This window comes from Streptomyces sp. NPDC041205 (assembly GCF_055591765.1).
On record NZ_JBVIZH010000008.1, the window covers coordinates 404,848 to 422,884 of the forward strand.

An 18,037-nucleotide genomic window follows, 5' to 3' on the forward strand; every position below is an offset into this window, starting at 1 on the left:
TCAGCTCTGCTTCAGCAGCCGGTCGCAGGCCTTGACAGCGTTGTCAAGCGCTTCCTTGGGGCTCTGCTTGCCCTGCAGCGCGCGGGCGACGGCGTTGCGCAGCTCGATCTTCATCTGCTCACTGAACAGCACCGGCGTGTAATTCACGGCCGTCTTCAGGGACTTGGCGGCGGCAATGCGCACCCGGGTCTCGTCCGAGCCGTCCTCCTTGGTGAAGTACGGGTCGTCCAGGGAGCCCTTGGTGCTGGGGAAGATGGCGACCTTCTTGGCGAAGGACATCTGGCGCTGCGCGTCGGTGACGAAGTGCGCGAAGGCGACGGCGGCGGGCGTCCGCTTGGTGCGGGTGTTCACCATCACGCCCATCACGTACATGTTGTCCTTGCCGGTGGAGCTGATCTGCGGCGTGATGCCGATGTTCTTGTAGAGGCGGGGCGCGTCCTTCTTGAACTTCTCCAGGTCCAGCGCGCTGCCCGGGTTCATGGCGACGGCCTCGGTGAGGAACTTCTTGCCGGTCGACTCCGGCGTGGCCGTGAGCGCCTGCCCGTCCAGGGCCTTGACGTCGTACAACTCCTTGTACTTGGTGAGGAGTTCGACACCCTTGGCGTCATTGAAGGTGAAGCCGGTGCCTTCCTTGTTCATCAGGGGCACGCCGTAGCGGCCGAAGTCCTCGATCGTCGGGACGTTGGCGAGCGTCGCGACCTTGCCCTTGCTCTTCTTCGCCAGCTCCTCGGCGTCGGCGAACAGCTCGTCGTAGGTCTTCGGCGGCTTGTTCGCGTCCAGGCCCGCGTCCTTGAACAGGCGCTTGTTGTAGAACAGCGGCCCGGTGTTCAGGTACCAGGGGAAGGCGTACGTGCCCTCCAGGCCCGGCACCTGGTGGCTCTTCCAGGCGCCCGGCAGGTACTCCTTCTCGTACTTGCCCGCCGACTTGTCGAGGTCGAGGGCGATCCCGGCCTTGGCGAGCGGGGCCACCAGGTCGGGCGAGACGTTCACGACGTCGGGCAGGGTGCCCCCGGCGGCGTCGGCGCTGATCTTGTCGGCGTAGCCCTCGCCGGGCTGGTCGACCCACTTCACCTTCGCGTCCGGGTACTTCTGCTCGAAGTCGTCGATCAGACCCTCGAAGTACGACTTGAAGTTGGCCTTCAGGTTCCAGGTCTGGAAGGTGATCTCGCCCTCGACCTTGCCGGAGGCGTCGGACGAGCCGCCCTCGTCGCCGCCGCCGCACGCGCTGAGCGGCAGCATCACGGCGGCGAGCGCGGCGGCGACGACCGCCCTGCGGGGGCTTCTGGATATCCGGGAATGACGCACGGTGAACGGCTCCTTTGCTCGGCCCGGCGTGGGCGGTCACGACCTCGGTCCGCGGCGCCGGCCGCGGCGAATCGTGCCGAGGCAGACCCTGCATGGAGCGGAAGTAAAAAGTCAATGGATTGGGGACGATTTGCTGTCCCGGATCCCGTTCGCGGGTACGAACTCCCTGTTCAGAAGGGTTGGTTGAATCCCTTGCGAGGAACAGCTAATGCGCTTTAGGCTGACCGGGCTCAAGCGCATTAGTACGTACGAGGTCGAGCCGCCGTGCGTACCCGGCAAGGCATGCGTGTACCGCGGCAGGGACCCTGCGTAACGCCGCAGGCGGAAAGGGGCAACGCGTGCAAGGCAAGCGGTCAGCGGCACGCCGGCCGACCATGAAGGACATCGCACGGCGCGCCGGAGTCTCCGAGAGCGCCGTCTCCTTCGCGCTCAACGACCGTCCCGGAGTCTCCGAGATCACCCGCGACCGGGTGCGCAGGGTCGCCGAGCAACTGGGCTGGCGCCCGAGCACCGCGGCCCGCGCCCTGTCCGGCGAGGGCGCGGCGACGGTCGGCCTGGTGGTGGCACGGCCCGCGGCCACGCTCGGCGTCGACTCGTTCTTCCTCCAGCTGATCTCCGGTGTCCAGGAGGTCCTGGCCGAGCGCCAACTGGGCCTGCTCTTCCAGGTCGTGGAGGACGTCGACGCGGAGTGCGCCGTGTACCGGCGGTGGTGGGCCGAGCACCGCGTCGACGGTGTGCTCGTGGTGGACCCGCGCACCGACGACCCGCGGCCCGCGCTGCTCGCGGAGCTGGGCATTCCGGCAGTCGTCACCGGTGGTGTGCCCGATCCCGAGAGCGCGTCGCACCCGGGCCTCTCCACCGTCTGGGCCGACGACGCGGGCGCGATGGCGTCCGTCGTCGGCCATCTGCACGCCCTCGGCCACCGCCGCGTCGTGCACATCGCCGGGCTGCCCGGCCTCGCGCACACCGAGCGCCGCATCCGCACCCTGCGGGCGGAGGCCGACCGGCGCGGCCTGACCGAGGTGCGGTCGGTGACCACGGACTACTCGGACTCCGAGGGCGCGGCGGTCACGCGCCGCGTCCTCGGCTCCGAGACACCGCCGACGGCCCTGGTGTACGACAACGACGTGATGGCGGTGGCCGGGGTGGCCGCGGCGGCCTCCCTCGGCTTCGGCGTGCCGGCCGACGTGTCGGTGGTGGCCTGGGAGGACTCGGCGCTGTGCCGGATGGTGCACCCGTGGCTCACCGCGCTGTCCCGCGACACGGTGTCCTTCGGCCGGACGGCGGCCCGCGAACTCCTCGGCCTCCTCGACGACGGCCCTTCGGGCACGGTGCAGGTGCCGCTGCCGCGGCTGATCGAGCGGGAGAGCACGGGGGCGGTGCGGGGTCCGGTGTCGGGGTGAGTTGGGGGTCCCCGGGCGTTGGGCTGAGGCTGGGGATTCCCGGGGTGACCGTCTGAGGTTGGGGAACCGCGGGTGTCCAGCTGAGGCTGGGGATTCCCGGACGTCCGGCTGAAGCTCGCGAGCCCCGCGCGTCCGGCTGAAGCTGGGGGCGCTCCCGGACGTCCGGCTGAAGCTGGCCGATCCCCGGTGGCCCGTGGGGTCCGGGAGAGTCCGCCGGTCCGGTCACGTGCGGGAGGCCCCGCCGGTCCGGTGGTGTCGGGGAGACTGGGGTCATGGAGCTGGCGGAGACACGGCGGATCGGCGAGGCGCTTGGCCGTGCGGTGGTCGTGGCGCGCCCGCTGGCGGGCGGGTTCTCCCACGAGACGGCGCTGCTCGACCTCGCCGGTGGCGGGCGGGTGGTCGCGCGGCTCGGCGGCGCCGCGCCCGCCGTGGAGGCCGCGGTGATGGCGGCGGGCCGCGCCCGGGTGCCGGTGCCCGAGGTGCTGCACGTGCTGCCCGCCGTGGTGGAACCGGACGAGGCCCGCGCGGCGATGGTCCTGGAGTACGTGCCGGGGACGCCCCTCAGTCACGTGCTCGGCGCGGGCGGGGTCGACCGGGACTCCCTCGCCGCGCTCGGCACCGAGGTCGGCCGGGTCGTCGCCCGCGTCGGGGCCGTGACGTTCGGCTGGCCCGGCTTCTTCACGGACGACCGGCTCACCGTCGGGCGGGACAAGCAGCCGTGGTCACGGCAGTTGCCGGAGGTCGCTGAGACGTGCGTGGCCGCGGTGCCCGGGGAGCGGCTCGACACCGCCGCACGGCGGGCCTGGGTGAAGCTGTGCGAGGCCCACGCGCCCGCGCTGGAAGCGTGGACCGGCTGGCGTGCCTGGTGCACGCCGACATCAACCCCAAGAACATCCTGGTGTCCCGCGCGGGGCCCGGCTGGCGCGTGGACGCCGTCCTGGACTGGGAGTTCGCGTACTCCGGCTGTCCGTACGGGGACGCGGCGAACATGCTGCGCTTCGGGGACGCCTACCCCGACGGGTTCCTCGACGGCTTCCGCGAAGGGTTTCGTACGGGAGAGCGCACCCATCCCCTCGACGCGGACTGGGAGTACCTGGGCCGGGTCCTCGACCTGTTCGCCCTCAGCGACCTGGTGACACGGCCGGAGGGGCATAAAGTCGCGGACGCGGCGGCCGAGGTGGTGCGGCGGTGGGTGGTGCGGCCGTTCACGTGAGGGTCTGGTTCAGGCGAGGGGCCCGGTTCATGGACGGGCGCAGGCGGTCTGGTCTCACGTCGCGGGCCTGCGCGCGAGGAACACGAACTCCCGGCCCGGCCGGTCGGGTGCGTCCCGTACGTCCACCACCGCGTACCCCTCGGCGACCAGGTCCGCCTCGACCTCCTCCCGCTCGCGGAACCGCAGCGTCGAGTCCGCCGTCAGGACCTGCCCGTCGGCGAACACACAGTTCCCACGGAACGTCACGAGCGGCCCGTCGACCTCCAGCAGGTCGAACCAGCCCTCGACCACGCCGAAGCCGGGCACGTCCGTCACGCTGTACGAGGCCTCGCGGTTCCACTCCTCCCAGGCGCGCCGCGCCGGAACGCGGGTCTCGAACACGAGGTGCCCGCCCGGACGCAGCGCCGCGCGGGCTCCCTTCAGGGTCGCCCGCCACTCCCCCGGGTCGGCGATCGCCTGGGCGACGTTCGCCGTCATCGTCGCGAGGTCGGCCTGCAGCGGCGGCAGCGTGGTCGCGTCGCCGTGGATCCACCGCACCCGCTCGCCACCCGCCTTGCCCCTGGCCACGTCGAGGGAGGCCGCGGCCGGATCGACACCGACGACGTCGATGCCCCGCGCGGCGAGGAGCAGCGCGAACACACCGGTGCCGCAGCCGATGTCCAGGACCTGCCGCGCCCCGAACTCCTCGGCGAGGCGCAGATACGGGTCGAGGTCGCTGCGGTCGGGGTCGAGCGGGTCGTAGAGCGCGGCCAGGCGCGGGTCCTGGGAGTGTTCGGATGCCATGGCGGCGAAGGTATCCGGAGGTGGCGGCCGGTGCAGGGGATTTTTCGGCGGCCCCGGACCCGGGCCCCCGGACCTGCCCCGGACCTGGACCTGCCCCGGCCGCGAACCCGGCCAGGGCAGGCCGCCGCCAGCGCCCCGCGTCAGGAACGGGGCCCCACGGCCCGCCCCTCACCCTCAGGCGCCGCCGGAGCCGGAACCCCCGACCCGGGCAGCGTCGCCCGGCGCGGCCCGGGCACGCACACCGCCACCAGCACGGCCGCCGCCACGCGCACCGCGCCGTTGACCACGGCCGCGCCCGCCGGGCTGAACCACCGTGCCATCACCGCGACTTCCATGTCGTCGACCACGTCGCCCGTGGTGCCCTGGGTGGTGATGACGCCGACGACGCGCCCGCGCAGCCGGTCGGGGCTGTGGTGCTGTACGAGGGCGTACTCCAGGTTCTCGTAGACCGTGCCCGCCGCGCCGCCGACCGTCGGCATCACGACGGCGACCGCCACCTGGCCGCCGAGGCCGAACCCGATGGTCGCGAGGCCGTCGACGCGGGCGGAGGCCAGGAACAGACGGCCCGGGCGCGCGGCCCGCGTGACCCAGCCGCTGGTCGCCGAGACGAGGACCGCGCCCGCGCGGGCGCCGTGTACAGCAGGCCGAGCATGAGCTCGCCGCCGCCGAAACGGGTGTCCACGCTCTCCGGAAACAGGATCACCGGCAGGTTGAACAGGGCGGTGACACCGCCCTGGGCCAGGAGGCCGCCGACGCGCGGCATACCGGAACGCGACGAGCGGTGAACCGCTGTCGTCCTCCGCGCCGTTGCCGGAGGTACCGCCGGGCGTCTCGTCCGAGGCCTGCCCTGGAGCCTCGTAGCGGGCCGGTGCCAGTGGCCCCACGCGACGCGGCAGCAGCGTCACCCCGATGGTGACGGCCGTGAAGGCGACACCGGCCCGGGGCCGTTCAGGGCGTGCAGCACGCCGCCGAGGAGCGGCGCGGGGATCGAGCCGATCTCGCCGGTGAGGCAGATCAGCGCCCCGGCGGCGGGAGTTGGCCGGGGCGACGAGGGTCGGCGCGACCGCCATGAGCGTAGAAGAGGCTCATTCGGCTGGGACCACCGCCTCCGGGTCCTGACGGCGCCAGGCCGCCCCGGGCGGCGGTGAGGCCCCGTCAGGGCGTGGCGAGGTGGCGGGTGTCACCGACGCTGACGACCTGGCGGTTGTGGAAGAAGTCGTCCTCGCGCAGCAGCGTGATGCTCCCCGACGGCGCCCGGAAGCTGACGGAGCCGAGGGACTCGTACGGCATCTTGATCCAGGCCGCGACGACGAAGGTCAGGGCGAACCCGTGCGTGACGACGATCTGGTGCGCGCGGGGGCGCCGCAGCAGTTCGGCCATGGCGTCGTAGACGCGGCGCGCGCACTCGCCCCTGGTCTCGGCACCCGGCACGCCCTCGTGGTGCCCCATCCTGTCGCCGTCGGCCGGGGGCGGCACGAACCGCCGTTCCAGCCACTCCTGCGGTCCGCCCTCCGCCTCTCCGTACGACTTCTCCCGCAGCCTGCGGTCCAGGACCGGCCGTACGCCGAACAGTTCGCCCACCGCGTCGGCGGTCTGCGCCGCGCGGCGCAGGTCCGAGGAGATCAGCTCGACGTCCGCGCCCTCGGGGATGTCGGCGCGCAGCGCCCGGGCGATGGTGGCCGCGGCCCGGCGACCGGCGGGCGTGAGGTCGGAGTCGTGCCAGCCGCCGACCACCTTCTCGACGTGGTGTGTGGCCTCCGGGTGGGCGATGACGTGGATGCTGCGCATCGGGGCGTGCCTTTCGCGTGGCTACGGGGGCTTGCGGGATGTGCGGGTCTTCGCCGTGGTCACCGTGCTCAGGGGAGCGGGACCGGCTGGGAACTCGCCGCGCCGGTCGCCGACCCCGCCGCCTCGCCCCCCATGCTGTCCTTGCCGTGCCCGGCGCCCTTCGCACCGTTCGCACTCTTCGTATCCTCCGGCACCGTGCGGCGGCGCACCCACAGGAGGGCGCCCGCGAGCATCACGGCGCCGCCGAGCAGCCAGCGCGGAGAGCCTTCCGGGAGGTGCCCGATGACCAATCCCGTTCCGGCGCCGACCAGTTGGAGGGAGAGCGACTGGACGGACAGGGCGGTGGCGCGGCCCGCGCTGTCGACGCGCCGGTGCAGGATGTCGTTCTCGCTCGGGCCCGCGGCACCGAGGCCCACGTACACAAGGGCGTAGCCGAGCACCGCGAGGGTGAGCGGGGCCGGGCCCGAGGCGACGGCGGTGAGGCCGAGGAGCAGCAGGCCGCCCGCGGCGGCGCCGAGGCCCAGGAGGACCGCGCGCTCGCTCCCGCCCGCGTACCGGGCCAGCGGCGGCGCGAGGTGGCTGCCTGCCATCGAGCACAGGTATCCGGCGCAGGCGAGGCCCGCGAACAGGACCGCCCCGGACTCCGGCGCGCCGGTCAGATCGACGGCCCTGCCGGGGGTCAGGACCTCCACGGTGATCAGCGCGCTGCCCGCGGCACCGGCGCTGAGGACGATCCGCCGCACCAGCGCGTCCCGGCCGCCGAGGCGGACTCCTGCGACGACGGTGGCGGGGACGCCGCGCAGGACTCCGCGCAGGGTGGTGCGCCGCCGGGGCGGCTCGGGCAGCGCGGTCAGGACGTAGGCGAGGAAGCCGACCTCGACGGCCGCGCCGAGCAGGGCCGGTACGGACAGCGGGATCACGAGCCCGGACGTGGCGTCGCCGAGGCGGGCGCCGAGGTCGGGGCCGAGGCTGAGGAGCCAGGGCAGGGCGCCGCCGATCAGGACCCCGGCCGCGAGCGCCGCGGAGGTGGCGGCGCCGCCCCGGGCCAGGCCGGTGCGCAGCTCGGCGTCGGGGCCGGCGCTCGCGTGCACCGTGTCGACGTACCAGGCCTCGGCGGGGCCGCTCGACAGGGCGCGGCCCGCGCCCTTGAGGGCCATGCCGAGGGCGAGCACCCAGGCGGTGGTGCCGAGCGCGTGCATTACCAGCGCGACCAGGTCGAAGAGGCCCGCCGCGGCGAGCACGGCGCGGCGTCCGAGCACGTCGGAGAGGCCCCCGGTGGGGAGTTCGAGGGCGGCGGCGGTGAGGGAGTGCGCGGCGACACATCCGGCGACGGCCGCGAGGGCGAGCCCCCGCTCGGTCAGGAGCGCCACCATGGGCGCGATGGCCAGGCCCAGCGGCAGCCAGAACAGCGCGCAGACCGTGACGTACCGACGGCGGGCGGTGCGGGGGTCGAGGGGGCCGGGGCCGCTTGAGCGAGGGTCGTCGGATATGGAGGCGCGGGATTCAGTCATGGGTGTAGCCCCGCACGCGTCTCGGAGCGGGGGCGCCCTCCTCGGAGGGGTCGTCCGCCGGGGCGGGAGTGCGCCCAGCGGCCGTGCCGCCTGCCGGGTCCGAGGCGGCCCCGTCGCCGGGACGGCCTGCCCCGGCCGGGCCGTCCGCTCCCGTCCGGCCCTCCCCTTCGCGCGGACCGCCTGCCTCGCCCGGGCTGTCCCCCTCGCCCGGGCCGACCGCCGCCGCCGGACCGCCCGCGCCCGCCGAACCGTCCGGCCCTCCGGCCCCTTCCTCCCTCGCCCGCCGACCGGCGACCGGCAGCCCCATGAAGGCCACCACGACCTTCCTGGCGCGCGGGTCCCCCGCGTCGCGCGCCGTCAGCTCCTCAAGCTTGGCCTCGAACGCCTGCTTGAGCTCGGTCAGGGACTCGGGGGTCAGGTCCGGCAGCAGGTCCGTGATGCCGGACGGCTCGAGCCATTCCCGGCCGATCCGTCCGGCGGCCAGGTCGGCCTCGTACCACTCCAGGGACTCCCGCAGGTGGTCGAGCTGGCGCCGGGCCATCCTGCCCGTGAACTCCCGGCCGACCGGCGAGGCCTCCATCGCCGCGTGGTCCCAGGTGGTCACCGCGTGCACCGCCCGCCACCGGCGCTCACGGCTGTCGCGGTGCTCGGCCTCGGCGACGAACGCGTACTTCGCGAGGACGCGCAGGTGGTAGCTGGTCGAGGCGGACGACTCGCCCGTCCTGGCCGCCAGCTCGCTCGCGGTGGCGGGTCCGTCCATGCGCAGCAGGCCGAGCAGCCGGACCCGCAGCGGGTGGGTCAGTGCCTTGATGGCGGCGGGCTCCCGCTCCGGGTCGAGAACCCGCAGGTGGTCCCGCCTGGCCGGGGGCCGCGCCGCGTCCTGTGCGCGCTCTCCCCCGGCCTCCTGTCCGGCGCCCGCCGGGCGCTCTTCGTCTGCCATACGGCGAGCGTAGAACGCCTCGACCACTTTCCAAAAGCCTTTTTGCAGAATGTTTTTGGGAAAGTTGCAGCCGAGGTGGCACCCCCACGCGGTACGGTCAACCACCCCCGGACGTGCCGCGCCCCCCGCCGCGACTCGCGACGGGGGGCGTGGGGCGCACTCACGCAGGGTCAGTCGATACCGGGGAGGATGTGCGGCTCCGCGAGGTCGTCCTCGTATCCGGCGAGCCGGATGGGAGCCGCCTTGGCCCACGAGTCCAGGTTGCGGAGCTTCTGGGGACGTCCGCCCCGCTCACCGCCACGATCGGCCGGCCGCTTCTCCTGCTTGGTCAGATCTGGTGTCACCGCGCACTCCTTTGTGTCGCGTAACGGAAGAACGATGGCTGCGCTTACTGCGCTGTCTTCTCGGTCGCGGTGGCGCCGTGTCCGGGCGGGATCGCGGCAGCGGGTCGCAGCCTGTCCCGGGGCGGCGTAGAGATGCTGGTGTGCGCCTCGTGGCCGTCCGTTCGCCCTAGGTTAACCAAATGAGCGCGGGTCTGCTCGATGGCGCCAAAACAAAGGGTGGATTCCGGACATGCCTTATTCGCGAGGCACTCCGGTCGCCGCGGTGACTACCACTTGCCGGGCTTGTAGTCCTTGAGGAACACCCCGTACAGGTCCTCGCCCGCCTCGCCGCGCACCACCGGGTCGTACACGCGGGCCGCGCCGTCGACCAGGTCGAGCGGGGCGTGGAAGCCCTCCTCGGCGAGGCGCAGCTTGTCGTGGTGGGGGCGCTCGTCGGTGATCCAGCCGGTGTCGACGGAGGTCATGAGGATGCCGTCGGCCTCGAACATCTCCTGGCCGCTGGTGCGCGTCACCATGTTCATCGCGGCCTTGGCGGCGTTGGTGTTCGGGTGCCCCGCGCCCTTGTAGCCGCGGCCGAAGACGCCTTCCATCGCCGAGACGTTGACGACGTAGGCGCGTCCGCTGGCCGCCTTCTTCGCGGCCTCGGCCATCATCGGCCGCAGGTGGCTGATCAGGATGAACGGCGCGGTGTAGTTGCAGAGCTGGGTCTCGAGCAGCTCCACCGGGGAGATCTGTTCGATGGTCTGCACCCAGGTGTTGGTGTCGACGACGTCCGGCACCAGGCCGCCCGCGTCGATGGCGGTGCCTTCCAGGTGCCGCTCGACGCTGGCGTTGCCCGCGACCAGGGCGAGGTCGGCGACCTGCTGCGCGTCCAGGCCGCTGACGCCGACGGGCAGCGCGGCCGGTCCGCCGAGCTCGCCGACCGCGCCGGAGTTGAAGGCGCCGATCACGTGGTGGGCGGGCAGTTCCCCGGCGGGCAGCGGGGCGCTCTCACCCTCGACGAGCGCGGCGTAGGCCGAGGGCAGGCGGCGCACGGTCTGCGTCGCGTTGTTGATGAGGATGTCGAGCGGGCCCTGCTCGGCGACCTGCTCGGCCAGGCCGACCACCTGCGCGGGGTCGCGCAGGTCGATGCCGACGACCTCCAGGCGGTGCATCCAGTCCGCCGAGTCGTCCATCGCCTTGAAGCGGCGGATGGCGTCCTTGGGGAAGCGGGTCGTGATGGTGGTGTGCGCGCCGTCGCGAAGCAGCCGCAGCGCGATGTACATGCCGATCTTGGCGCGGCCGCCGGTGAGCAGGGCGCGCTTGCCGGTGAGGTCGGCGCGCGCGTCGCGCTTGGCGCGGTTCTCGGCGGCGCAGGCCTGGCAGAGCTGGTGGTAGAAGTAGTCGACTTCCACGTACCGCGTCTTGCAGGTGTAGCAGGAGCGGGGGCGCTGGAGTATCCCCGCGATCTGGCCGGCCTCGGTGACGGAGGAGGGCAGGATGCCCTCCGTCTCGTCGTCGATGCGTTGCGCGGAGCCGGTGGCGGTGGCCTCGGTGACGGCCTTGTCGTGGGCGGTCTTGGCGGCCCTGCGCTCCTGGCGGCGGCGCTGCTTCACGGTGCGGTAGATCCCGGCGGTGGCACGGCGCACGGTGATCGCGTCGGGGTGGTCGACGTCCAGTTGGTCCAGCTCGTCGAGGACGCTGAGGCAGACGGCGAGTCGCTCGGGGTCGATGCCCGGGCCGTACGGACCGAAGTCCCCGGCGTCGGCGGCGGCCCCCTGCCCCTGGTGCCCCTCGTGCCCCTGGTCGCCCCCGCGGCCGTCCGCAACGGCGCCGGCACCCTGCTGCTGGCTGTCCTCTGTCACCGTCATGGCCGCTGTCGTTCCTCACCGCACTCGTGCCGCGGCTCGTCTGAGGTGACCGCGGAAGCTCCAAAAGCGGAACTTTACGTAGCCCGGGCGCCCGGTACCAAACCCGAACGGTCGCCCGCCACGCCCCGTGCGCGCTCGCACACCGCCACCAGCGCGGCCAGTTCCGCGCCGAGACACCGCGCGAGAAGGTCCAGGTCCGGCACCGCGGCGGCGTCGGCGACCAGACCGTAGTGGACGCGGCCGCGGTACGTGGAGACGGCGACGGCGAGCGCCTGCCCGCGGGCCAGCGGGGCGAAGGGGTAGACCTCGGCGAGCGGGCAGCCCGCGAGGCGCAGGCCGAGGCTGGGCAGCGGCACGCTGGTGACGAGGATGTCGAAGAGCAGCCGGGCGGCGTGCGCGACGGCGGGGCCGCCGACGCGGTGGCCGATCGGAAGGACGTGGTCGGCGAGCAGCGCGACGGCTCCCGCGCCGCGGGTGGGGCCCGCGTCCTTGTTGCGGTCCATGGCGGTACGCACGGCGCGAAGGCGGGCCACCGGGTCCGGGTCGTCGACGGGCAGCCGGACCAGATAGCCGGAGAGGCGGTTGCCCTGCGGGTGGGCGGTGCGCGGGCGGCGCCGCGAGACCGGGACGAGCGCACGCGGGACGACGCCCTCACTGCCGTCGCCCCGCTCGTCCAGCCAGCGCCGCAGCGCCCCGGCGACCACGGCGATCAGGACGTCGTTGACGGTGCCCCCGACGGTCTTGCGCACCCGGTGCACATCGTCCAGGTCCAGGGCGACGCCCGCGGTGCGGCGGGTGCCGGTGGGCCGGGAGGTGAGGGCGGCGCAGGAGCGGACGCCCCAGGTCGCCCGCGCCACGGACGCGCCGATGTCGAGCGCCCGCCCGACGTCGGCGGCGGCGGAGCGGGCCCCGGACAGGGCGGAGCCGACGGTGTCGGGCAGCCGCCGCGGGTCGAGGGCGTGCCACCACGGCGTCCCGGGGACGGGGCGGGGCTCGCGCGCGGGCGGGATTTCCATCGGGTCCATGACCCCGGCGGCCAGGGTGAGGGCGCGCAGCCCGTCGGCGAGGGCGTGGTGGAACTTGAACAGGACCGCGAACGAGGTCCCGTCGGCGGCGGGCAGGACGTGCGCCTCCCACGGCGGCCGGTCCCGGTCGAGGGGCTGCTCCATGAGCGCGCCCGCCGCCGCGTGGAAGTCGGCCGCGGGCGGGGCGAGGTGGACGTGGTCCAGTGGGTCGAAGTCGGGCGCGGGCTGCCGCTGGGCACCGCCGGGAGGCAGCAGCACGGGCCGTATCCGCATGCGCAGGCCCGGGACGGCCGGGGCGCGGGCGGCGAGCAGATCGGCGGCGTGCGCGGCGGCGGACGGCGAGTCCGCGGCGAAGACGCCGAGGGCCCCCAGGTGCATGGGGTGTTCGGCGGACTCGATGCTCCAGAAGGCGAGATCGAGAGGGGCGAGCAGGTCCGAGCTCTCAGAGGTCATGGCTCGCTCTCGCGTCGATGACGGCTGGTCGATGACGGAGCCAGCAGCCAATCACCCTCCGACAATTACGGTCAAGTACGATCTAGCTACGTACAGTTAACAACGGGTTAAGGCCCGCCCTTCCCGGAAACCGCCGGGAAGGGCGGGCCTCGCGGGGCCTCAGCGGTCACCCGCGCACCGCGAGCGCGCTCACCTCACCACGGGCGGCGCCGCCTCGGGTGACGTACCCCACCCCGAGGGCCTGTCCCCCACCGCGAACGACAGCTCCCGCAGCCCACGGATGTCACCCGTGCGCAGATACGTCCGCCCGTAGTCCGCGCCGTCGGCCCTCACCGACTGCACGTACCGCCGCTCCGGCGACGTGCCCGGCGCCTTCACCGTGAACCGCCCGCTCGGGTAATAGCGGCGGTCCAGGCTGAGGTCGACCCGCTCGAAGACCGGCGTCGACAGGCCCCAGGTGTCCGTGCCCGGCTGCACCGGGAAGATCCCGATGGACGAGAGCACGTTCCAGGCGGACATGGTGCCGAGGTCGTCGTTGCCGGTCATGCCGGTCGGGGTGTCCGTGAAGAGCGTGAGCGCGGCGTGCACCACGTCCGTCGTCTTCCACGGCTGCCCGGTGGACAGATACGTGTACGGGGCGATCAGGTCGGGCTCGTTCTGCGGGTTGTACTTGTCCGCGTTGTAGTAGTCGTACGGGCCGTTGACCCACACCTCACGGGCGGTCTTCGCCGGGTCCTTCAGGAGCTGGTCGTAGGCGAAGAAGGAGTCCAGGCGGCTGTTCGTGGCCTGCTTGCCGCCGATGAGGTCCACCATGCCGGGCAGGTCCTGCGGCACCAGCCACTGGTACTGCCAGGACGTGCCCTCGTGGAAGCCCTCGCTCTTGGCCGGATCGGCGGGCCCGGTGAACGCCCCCGCCTTGTCCCGGGCCCGGAAGAACCCGGTCGAACCGTCGAAGATCTTCCGGTAATTCTGGGCCCGCGCCGCATAGCGCTCGGCGTCCTTCTTGTGCCCCAGCTCGCGCGCCATCTGCCCGAGCATCGCGTCCGACAGGGCGTACTCCAGCGTGGCCGACGCGCCGTGGTCGTAGTCGGAGTCGCCGGGCTTGGCGTGCGGGCGGCCCTTGACGTAGGGCGCGAAGCCCTCGGCGATGTACTCCTTGTTGGCCTCGCGGCCCACCGGCGCGGAGTCGGCGGGCGGCACCCCGTCGGCGTTCTTCTTCAGCGCCCGGTACGCATCCTCTTCCAGTCCGGGGGGCCCCTTCAACAGCCCCTGCTGGTAGGCGTTGGTCAGGAACGGCGTGACCGGGTCGCCGGTCATGATGTTCGTCTCGACGGTGCCGTAGCCCCACTTGGGCAGCCAGCCGCTCTCCGCGTCGATCCGCAGGACCGACAGGGCCATGTCGCGGGACTCGCGCGGGGCGAGCAGCGCGAGGAGTTGGGCCTGGGTGCGGTAGGTGTCCCACAGCGACCAGTTCTGGTAATACGTGAAGCCCTTCGCGCGGTGGGTCTTCTGGTCCCATCCGGTGTAGCGGCCGTCGACGTCACTGCCGATGTTGGGCGCGAGGAACGAGCGGTACAGGGACGAGTAGAAGGTGCGCCGCAGCGTCTTGTCGCCGCCCTGGGCGCGCACGTCGTCGAGCCGGTCCTCCCACTTCGCGCGCGCCGCGTGCTCGACACGACCGAAGGAACGCCCGCCCTCCGCACGGAGGTTGAGCGCGGCGCCCCGCGCGTCGACGTAGGACAGCGCGGTCGTCGCCTCGACGGTGCGGTCCTTGGAGGTGTCGAAGCGGACGTACGCGCCGTTGCGCTCGCCGTCGGCCGAGGACTTCCGGGAGCCTGCCGTCACCGTGCCGCCCTTCCAGGTCCCGGCCGACGTGAAGGGCCGGTCGAAGCGCGTGACGGTGTAGAGCGTGTACGGCTTGGTGTCCTGGCAGAAGCCGCTGCCGGTGATCTTCGTGCGGACGGTGCGGCGGTCGAGGATCTCCACGTCGGTGCCGACCGTCTTGTGCAGGGACTGGCCCGCGTTGATGAGGACGTTGGCCTTGTCCGTGGCCGGGAACGTGTAGCGCTGCACGCCGGTGCGCTCGGTCGCGGTCAGTTCGGCGTCGACGCCTGACTTCAGGCCGACCTTGTAGTAGCCGGGGCGCGCCGTCTCCGTGTCGTGGCTGAACTCCGCCGCGTACTTGGCGTAGTCGGTCTCCGTCACGTCCCCGGTCGTCGGCAGGACCGGCAGGTCCCCGCCGAGGCCGCAGCCCACACCGGACAGATGCACGGCGGAGAAGCCCCGGATGTGGGTGTCGGAGTGGTCGTAGCCGGTGTTGTGGCCGGTGTCGGGCGAGAGCTGCACCATGCCGAAGGGCACGGCGGCGCCCGGGTAGGTGTTGCCCTCGTTCTCGGTGCCGATGAACGGGTTGACCAGGTCGGTCAGGCGCTCGCCGCGCGGGGCGGCGTCGGCCGACGGGACGGCGAGGGCCCCGCCGAGGAGCGCGGCCGCCACGGCCGCCGTCCCCGCGCCGCGCAGCCGGTGGGTCCATCTCATGGGTGGGAACGCCTCCTTGGACAACGTTGTCACTGCCTCGGGCGCGCTCATTCTTCGGGCGCGTACGTGTACTCGTCAAGGGGTGGTGCGGGGGTGGCGTGCGGACGCCCCGGCCCTGATTGTCCGGATACGGCCGCGAGCACGGAGATGTGCCCCGGCCCGCCCCCCACGGACGGACCGGAGCGCATCGGTCCGTCAGGCGCAGCCCCGCACGGGCGCCTGCGAGGCGTCCTTGATCAGGGACTCGTGCGCGGCGCGCAGCCGTGGCACATCGGGCTTGACGACCTTGCGGTCATAGGTGAGCAGGCCGTTCAACTCCCCTTCCACGTCGGAGATCTGGGTGTAGACGGCGCCGTTGCCGCCCTTGCAGGCCAGGGCGCGCACCTCGCGGAGCTTGCCGAGGTACTCCTCCGTGTACTTCGCGGGGTCCACGTCGACGTAGCTCTGCTGCACGGACCAGGCGTGGCCGGGCACCGCGAGTCCGAGGCCGCCGTACTCCCCGTTGATCAGGGCCCGTTCGCCGTCCGGCCGGGGCGGCAGGGCCGGGCTCGGGTAGCCGTGCTCGTCCATGAGGTCGCCCTTGCCGCCGTCGGCGCCCAGGTTGAGCCCCGACATGCCGTTGACCAGGCGCGTGGGGTCCCATGCCTTGGCCTGTTCGGCGATGCGGCCCTGGTCGTACTGGCCCCAGCCCTCGTTGAAGGTGACCCACATGACGATGGACGGGCTGTTCCCGTGCTCGTCGATCATCTGCTTCATCTCGTGCTCGTACTGGGCGCGGGCGGCGGCGTCCGGGTTCCGCTCGGCCCGCATGGACGGCATGTCCTGCCACACCATCAGGCCCAGCCTGTCCGCCCAGTAGAACCACCGGTCGGGCTCCACCTTGATGTGCTTGCGGACGGAGTTGAAGCCCATCTCCTTGTGCATCTTCAGGTCGTGCGCGAGGGCTTCGTCGGTGGGCGCGGTGTGCAGGCCGTCGGGCCAGAAGCCCTGGTCGAGGGTGGCCATCAGGAAGGTCGGCTTGCCGTTCAGGACAGTGCGCGGGGTGCCGTCGATCTTCTCCACGGCGATGGAGCGCATCCCGAAGTAGCTCCGCAGCTCATCGGCGCGGCTGCCGTGCTCGCCCCCGTCCTTGCTCCCGCCGACGGTGACCTTCAGGTCGTAGAGGAACGGGTCGTCGGGCGACCACAGGTGCGGCTTCCTCAGGGTGAGCTTCAGCGGCTCGCCGGTGCGGCCGCTCGCCTCGGCGACCTTCTTCCTGCCCTCGTACGCGACCGCCTTGAAAGGCACGCCCGCGCGGACGCCCTTGGCCTCGACGGTGACCTGCTTGCTCGTGACGTCGGGGGTGATCTTCAGGGATTCGGCGTGGTCGCGGGCCACCGGCTCCATCCACACCGTCTGCCAGATGCCCGACGACGGCGTGTACCAGATGCCCGACGGGTCCAGGCGCTGCTTGCCGACCGGCGGGTTCGGGCCGCCCGGCGCGTCGGTCGGGTCGTGCACGCCGACGATCAGCTCCTGCGTCCGGCCGGGCTTCAGGGCGTCGGTGATGTCGGCGCTGAACTTGTCGTAGCCGCCCTTGTGGTCGGCGACCTCGGTGCCGTTGACGTACACCTTGGCGTGCCAGTCGACGGCGCCGAAGTTCAGCTTGAGCCGCTGGTCGTTCCGCTGGTCCCCGACCTTCCAGCCGGCCGGGACGGTGAAGGTGCGGCGGTACCACATGCGGTCTTCGTGCCGCTGGAGGCCCGAGAGCTGGGACTCCACCGGGTAGGGGACGAGGATCTTCTCCTTGAGCTTCTTGCCGACCGGCGGCCGCTCCCCCGCCTCGGCCGCGGCGAACTGCCACCTGCCGTTGAGATTGCGCCAGTCGGCGCGCTTCAGCTGCGGGCGCGGATACTCGGGCAGCGCGTTGCCGGGGCCGACGTCGTCCGCCCACTTGGAGCGCAGTTCGTACGTGGACTTGTTGCCGCCGCTGCTCCAGAACGCCCCGACCCGCTTGCCGTCGGCGCCGGTCAGGCCGCCCTTGCCGTCGTAGCGCAGATCGGCGGTGCCGCGGGCGGTGCCGGTCTTGTTGCCGACGACGGGCTGCTTGAGGGTGACGAGCAGGGCGCGCGGGTCGGCGGGGTCCTGCCTGGCCGTGTCCAGCGGCCACTTGGCGCCGCCGATGACGGCTTCGAGGTGGCCGACGAGACCGGCGGGGGGTGCGGCGAGCTCCTGGACGAACTCCAGCCTCAGGGCCCGGCCGTCCTTCTGCACGGTGGCGGCGGTCGCCCCGTCGTAGTCCCAGCCGTCGGGGAGGCGGAACGCGGACTGCGGCACGGCCTTCTTGGTCCCGCCGGGCTCGGTCCAGCGCAGGTGCAGGTTGGAGCCGCCGTAGTGCTCGAAGTACTCGACCTTGAAGTCGTAGGCCTGGCCGGCGGTCAACTCGACCGGCAGGGAGGTCTGTTCGCGGTCCCAGTCGTCGACCCAGTGGTCGATGGCGAGCTTTCCGTCGACCCAGAGGCGGAAGCCGTTGTCGCCGGTCATGGCGAAGGTGTGGGCACCGGACCTCTCCGGGACGATCTTCCCCGTCCAGCGGACGGTGGCGTCGTCGGACTTGCCGGTGGCGAGGTTCAGCCGGGGTTCGAGGGTGTCGAAGTCGATGTTCCGGTCGAAGCCGGTGGCCTTGAGCTCGTGGAAGTCGAAGGCCCCGGGGGCGGACTGGGTGTAGTACTCGCCCTTCAGGCCGTGGACCTCGGGTGCCTCGTCGCCCGCCGCACTCGCGGTGGACTGGGCGACGAGCCCCGAGAACACCAGGGCGGCGGTGAGCAGCAGGGCCAGTTGGTGCCGGAGCTTTCCTGATCGTCTAGGGCGCACGGATCCTCCTTGTCGAGGAAGGGTGGCGGCT

The 18,037-nt window shown here is 72.7% G+C and carries 12 protein-coding genes and 1 pseudogene; 2 read left to right on the forward strand and 11 right to left on the reverse strand.

Annotated elements, in window-relative coordinates:
* Entirely contained in the window at window positions 1-1,239 is a 1,239-nt protein-coding gene (locus ACZ6BG_RS31560) for an extracellular solute-binding protein (protein WP_469007699.1), read from the reverse strand.
* 404 nt (window positions 1,240-1,643) lie between these two features.
* On the opposite strand from ACZ6BG_RS31560, the gene ACZ6BG_RS31565 reads away from it, so the two are divergent.
* Window positions 1,644-2,708, forward strand: coding sequence for a LacI family DNA-binding transcriptional regulator (locus tag ACZ6BG_RS31565; protein ID WP_469007650.1), 1,065 nt, complete (start codon window positions 1,644-1,646; stop codon window positions 2,706-2,708).
* Between the two features lie 844 nt (window positions 2,709-3,552).
* The gene (locus ACZ6BG_RS31570; protein WP_469007651.1) at window positions 3,553-3,921 is read left to right on the forward strand and encodes a phosphotransferase; all 369 of its coding nucleotides are present in this window, start codon (window positions 3,553-3,555) and stop codon (window positions 3,919-3,921) included.
* 54 nt (window positions 3,922-3,975) lie between these two features.
* On the opposite strand, the gene ACZ6BG_RS31575 is transcribed toward ACZ6BG_RS31570, so the two are convergent.
* From ACZ6BG_RS31575 to ACZ6BG_RS31620, 10 genes and pseudogenes are all read right to left on the reverse strand, one after another.
* Window positions 3,976-4,704 (reverse strand): class I SAM-dependent methyltransferase, encoded by a 729-nt coding sequence (locus tag ACZ6BG_RS31575; RefSeq protein ID WP_469007652.1) that lies wholly within the window; start codon window positions 4,702-4,704, stop codon window positions 3,976-3,978.
* 140 nt (window positions 4,705-4,844) lie between these two features.
* Window positions 4,845-5,201, reverse strand: a complete 357-nt coding sequence (locus ACZ6BG_RS31580; RefSeq protein ID WP_469007653.1) for a hypothetical protein — start codon at window positions 5,199-5,201, stop codon at window positions 4,845-4,847.
* 658 nt (window positions 5,202-5,859) lie between these two features.
* Window positions 5,860-6,492: a histidine phosphatase family protein gene (locus ACZ6BG_RS31585; protein WP_469007654.1), complete on the reverse strand. Its 633-nt coding sequence runs from the start codon at window positions 6,490-6,492 to the stop codon at window positions 5,860-5,862.
* 68 nt (window positions 6,493-6,560) lie between these two features.
* Entirely contained in the window at window positions 6,561-8,003 is a 1,443-nt protein-coding gene (locus ACZ6BG_RS31590) for an MFS transporter (protein WP_469007655.1), read from the reverse strand.
* 229 nt (window positions 8,004-8,232) lie between these two features.
* A pseudogene (locus ACZ6BG_RS31595) lies at window positions 8,233-8,850 on the reverse strand (helix-turn-helix domain-containing protein); the annotation flags it as partial.
* A 263-nt stretch (window positions 8,851-9,113) separates the two neighbouring features.
* Complete coding sequence (locus ACZ6BG_RS31600; RefSeq protein ID WP_169786629.1) at window positions 9,114-9,287, reverse strand: hypothetical protein; 174 nt, start codon at window positions 9,285-9,287, stop codon at window positions 9,114-9,116.
* A 266-nt stretch (window positions 9,288-9,553) separates the two neighbouring features.
* A complete protein-coding gene (locus tag ACZ6BG_RS31605; protein WP_469007656.1) occupies window positions 9,554-11,137 on the reverse strand; it encodes an SDR family NAD(P)-dependent oxidoreductase in 1,584 nt (527 codons plus the stop codon).
* A 74-nt stretch (window positions 11,138-11,211) separates the two neighbouring features.
* Entirely contained in the window at window positions 11,212-12,615 is a 1,404-nt protein-coding gene (locus tag ACZ6BG_RS31610) for a wax ester/triacylglycerol synthase family O-acyltransferase (protein WP_469007657.1), read from the reverse strand.
* Window positions 12,616-12,804: 189 nt separating this feature from the next.
* Window positions 12,805-15,153: a GH92 family glycosyl hydrolase gene (locus ACZ6BG_RS31615; RefSeq protein ID WP_469007658.1), complete on the reverse strand. Its 2,349-nt coding sequence runs from the start codon at window positions 15,151-15,153 to the stop codon at window positions 12,805-12,807.
* 195 nt (window positions 15,154-15,348) lie between these two features.
* Window positions 15,349-18,006 carry a PA14 domain-containing protein gene (locus tag ACZ6BG_RS31620; protein ID WP_469007660.1) on the reverse strand — a complete coding sequence of 886 codons (2,658 nt, stop codon included), beginning with the start codon at window positions 18,004-18,006 and terminating at the stop codon, window positions 15,349-15,351.
* Window positions 18,007-18,037 lie beyond the last annotated feature (31 nt).

Coding starts and splice junctions, on each gene's coding strand:
- ACZ6BG_RS31605 (WP_469007656.1), bottom strand. CDS start 11,137: ATGACGGTGACAGAGGACAGCCAGCAGCAGGGTGCCGGCGCCGTTGCG.
- ACZ6BG_RS31610 (WP_469007657.1), bottom strand. CDS start 12,615: ATGACCTCTGAGAGCTCGGACCTGCTCGCCCCTCTCGATCTCGCCTTC.
- ACZ6BG_RS31590 (WP_469007655.1), bottom strand. CDS start 8,003: ATGACTGAATCCCGCGCCTCCATATCCGACGACCCTCGCTCAAGCGGC.
- ACZ6BG_RS31575 (WP_469007652.1), bottom strand. CDS start 4,704: ATGGCATCCGAACACTCCCAGGACCCGCGCCTGGCCGCGCTCTACGAC.
- ACZ6BG_RS31615 (WP_469007658.1), bottom strand. CDS start 15,153: ATGAGATGGACCCACCGGCTGCGCGGCGCGGGGACGGCGGCCGTGGCG.
- ACZ6BG_RS31585 (WP_469007654.1), bottom strand. CDS start 6,492: ATGCGCAGCATCCACGTCATCGCCCACCCGGAGGCCACACACCACGTC.
- ACZ6BG_RS31560 (WP_469007699.1), bottom strand. CDS start 1,239: ATGCTGCCGCTCAGCGCGTGCGGCGGCGGCGACGAGGGCGGCTCGTCC.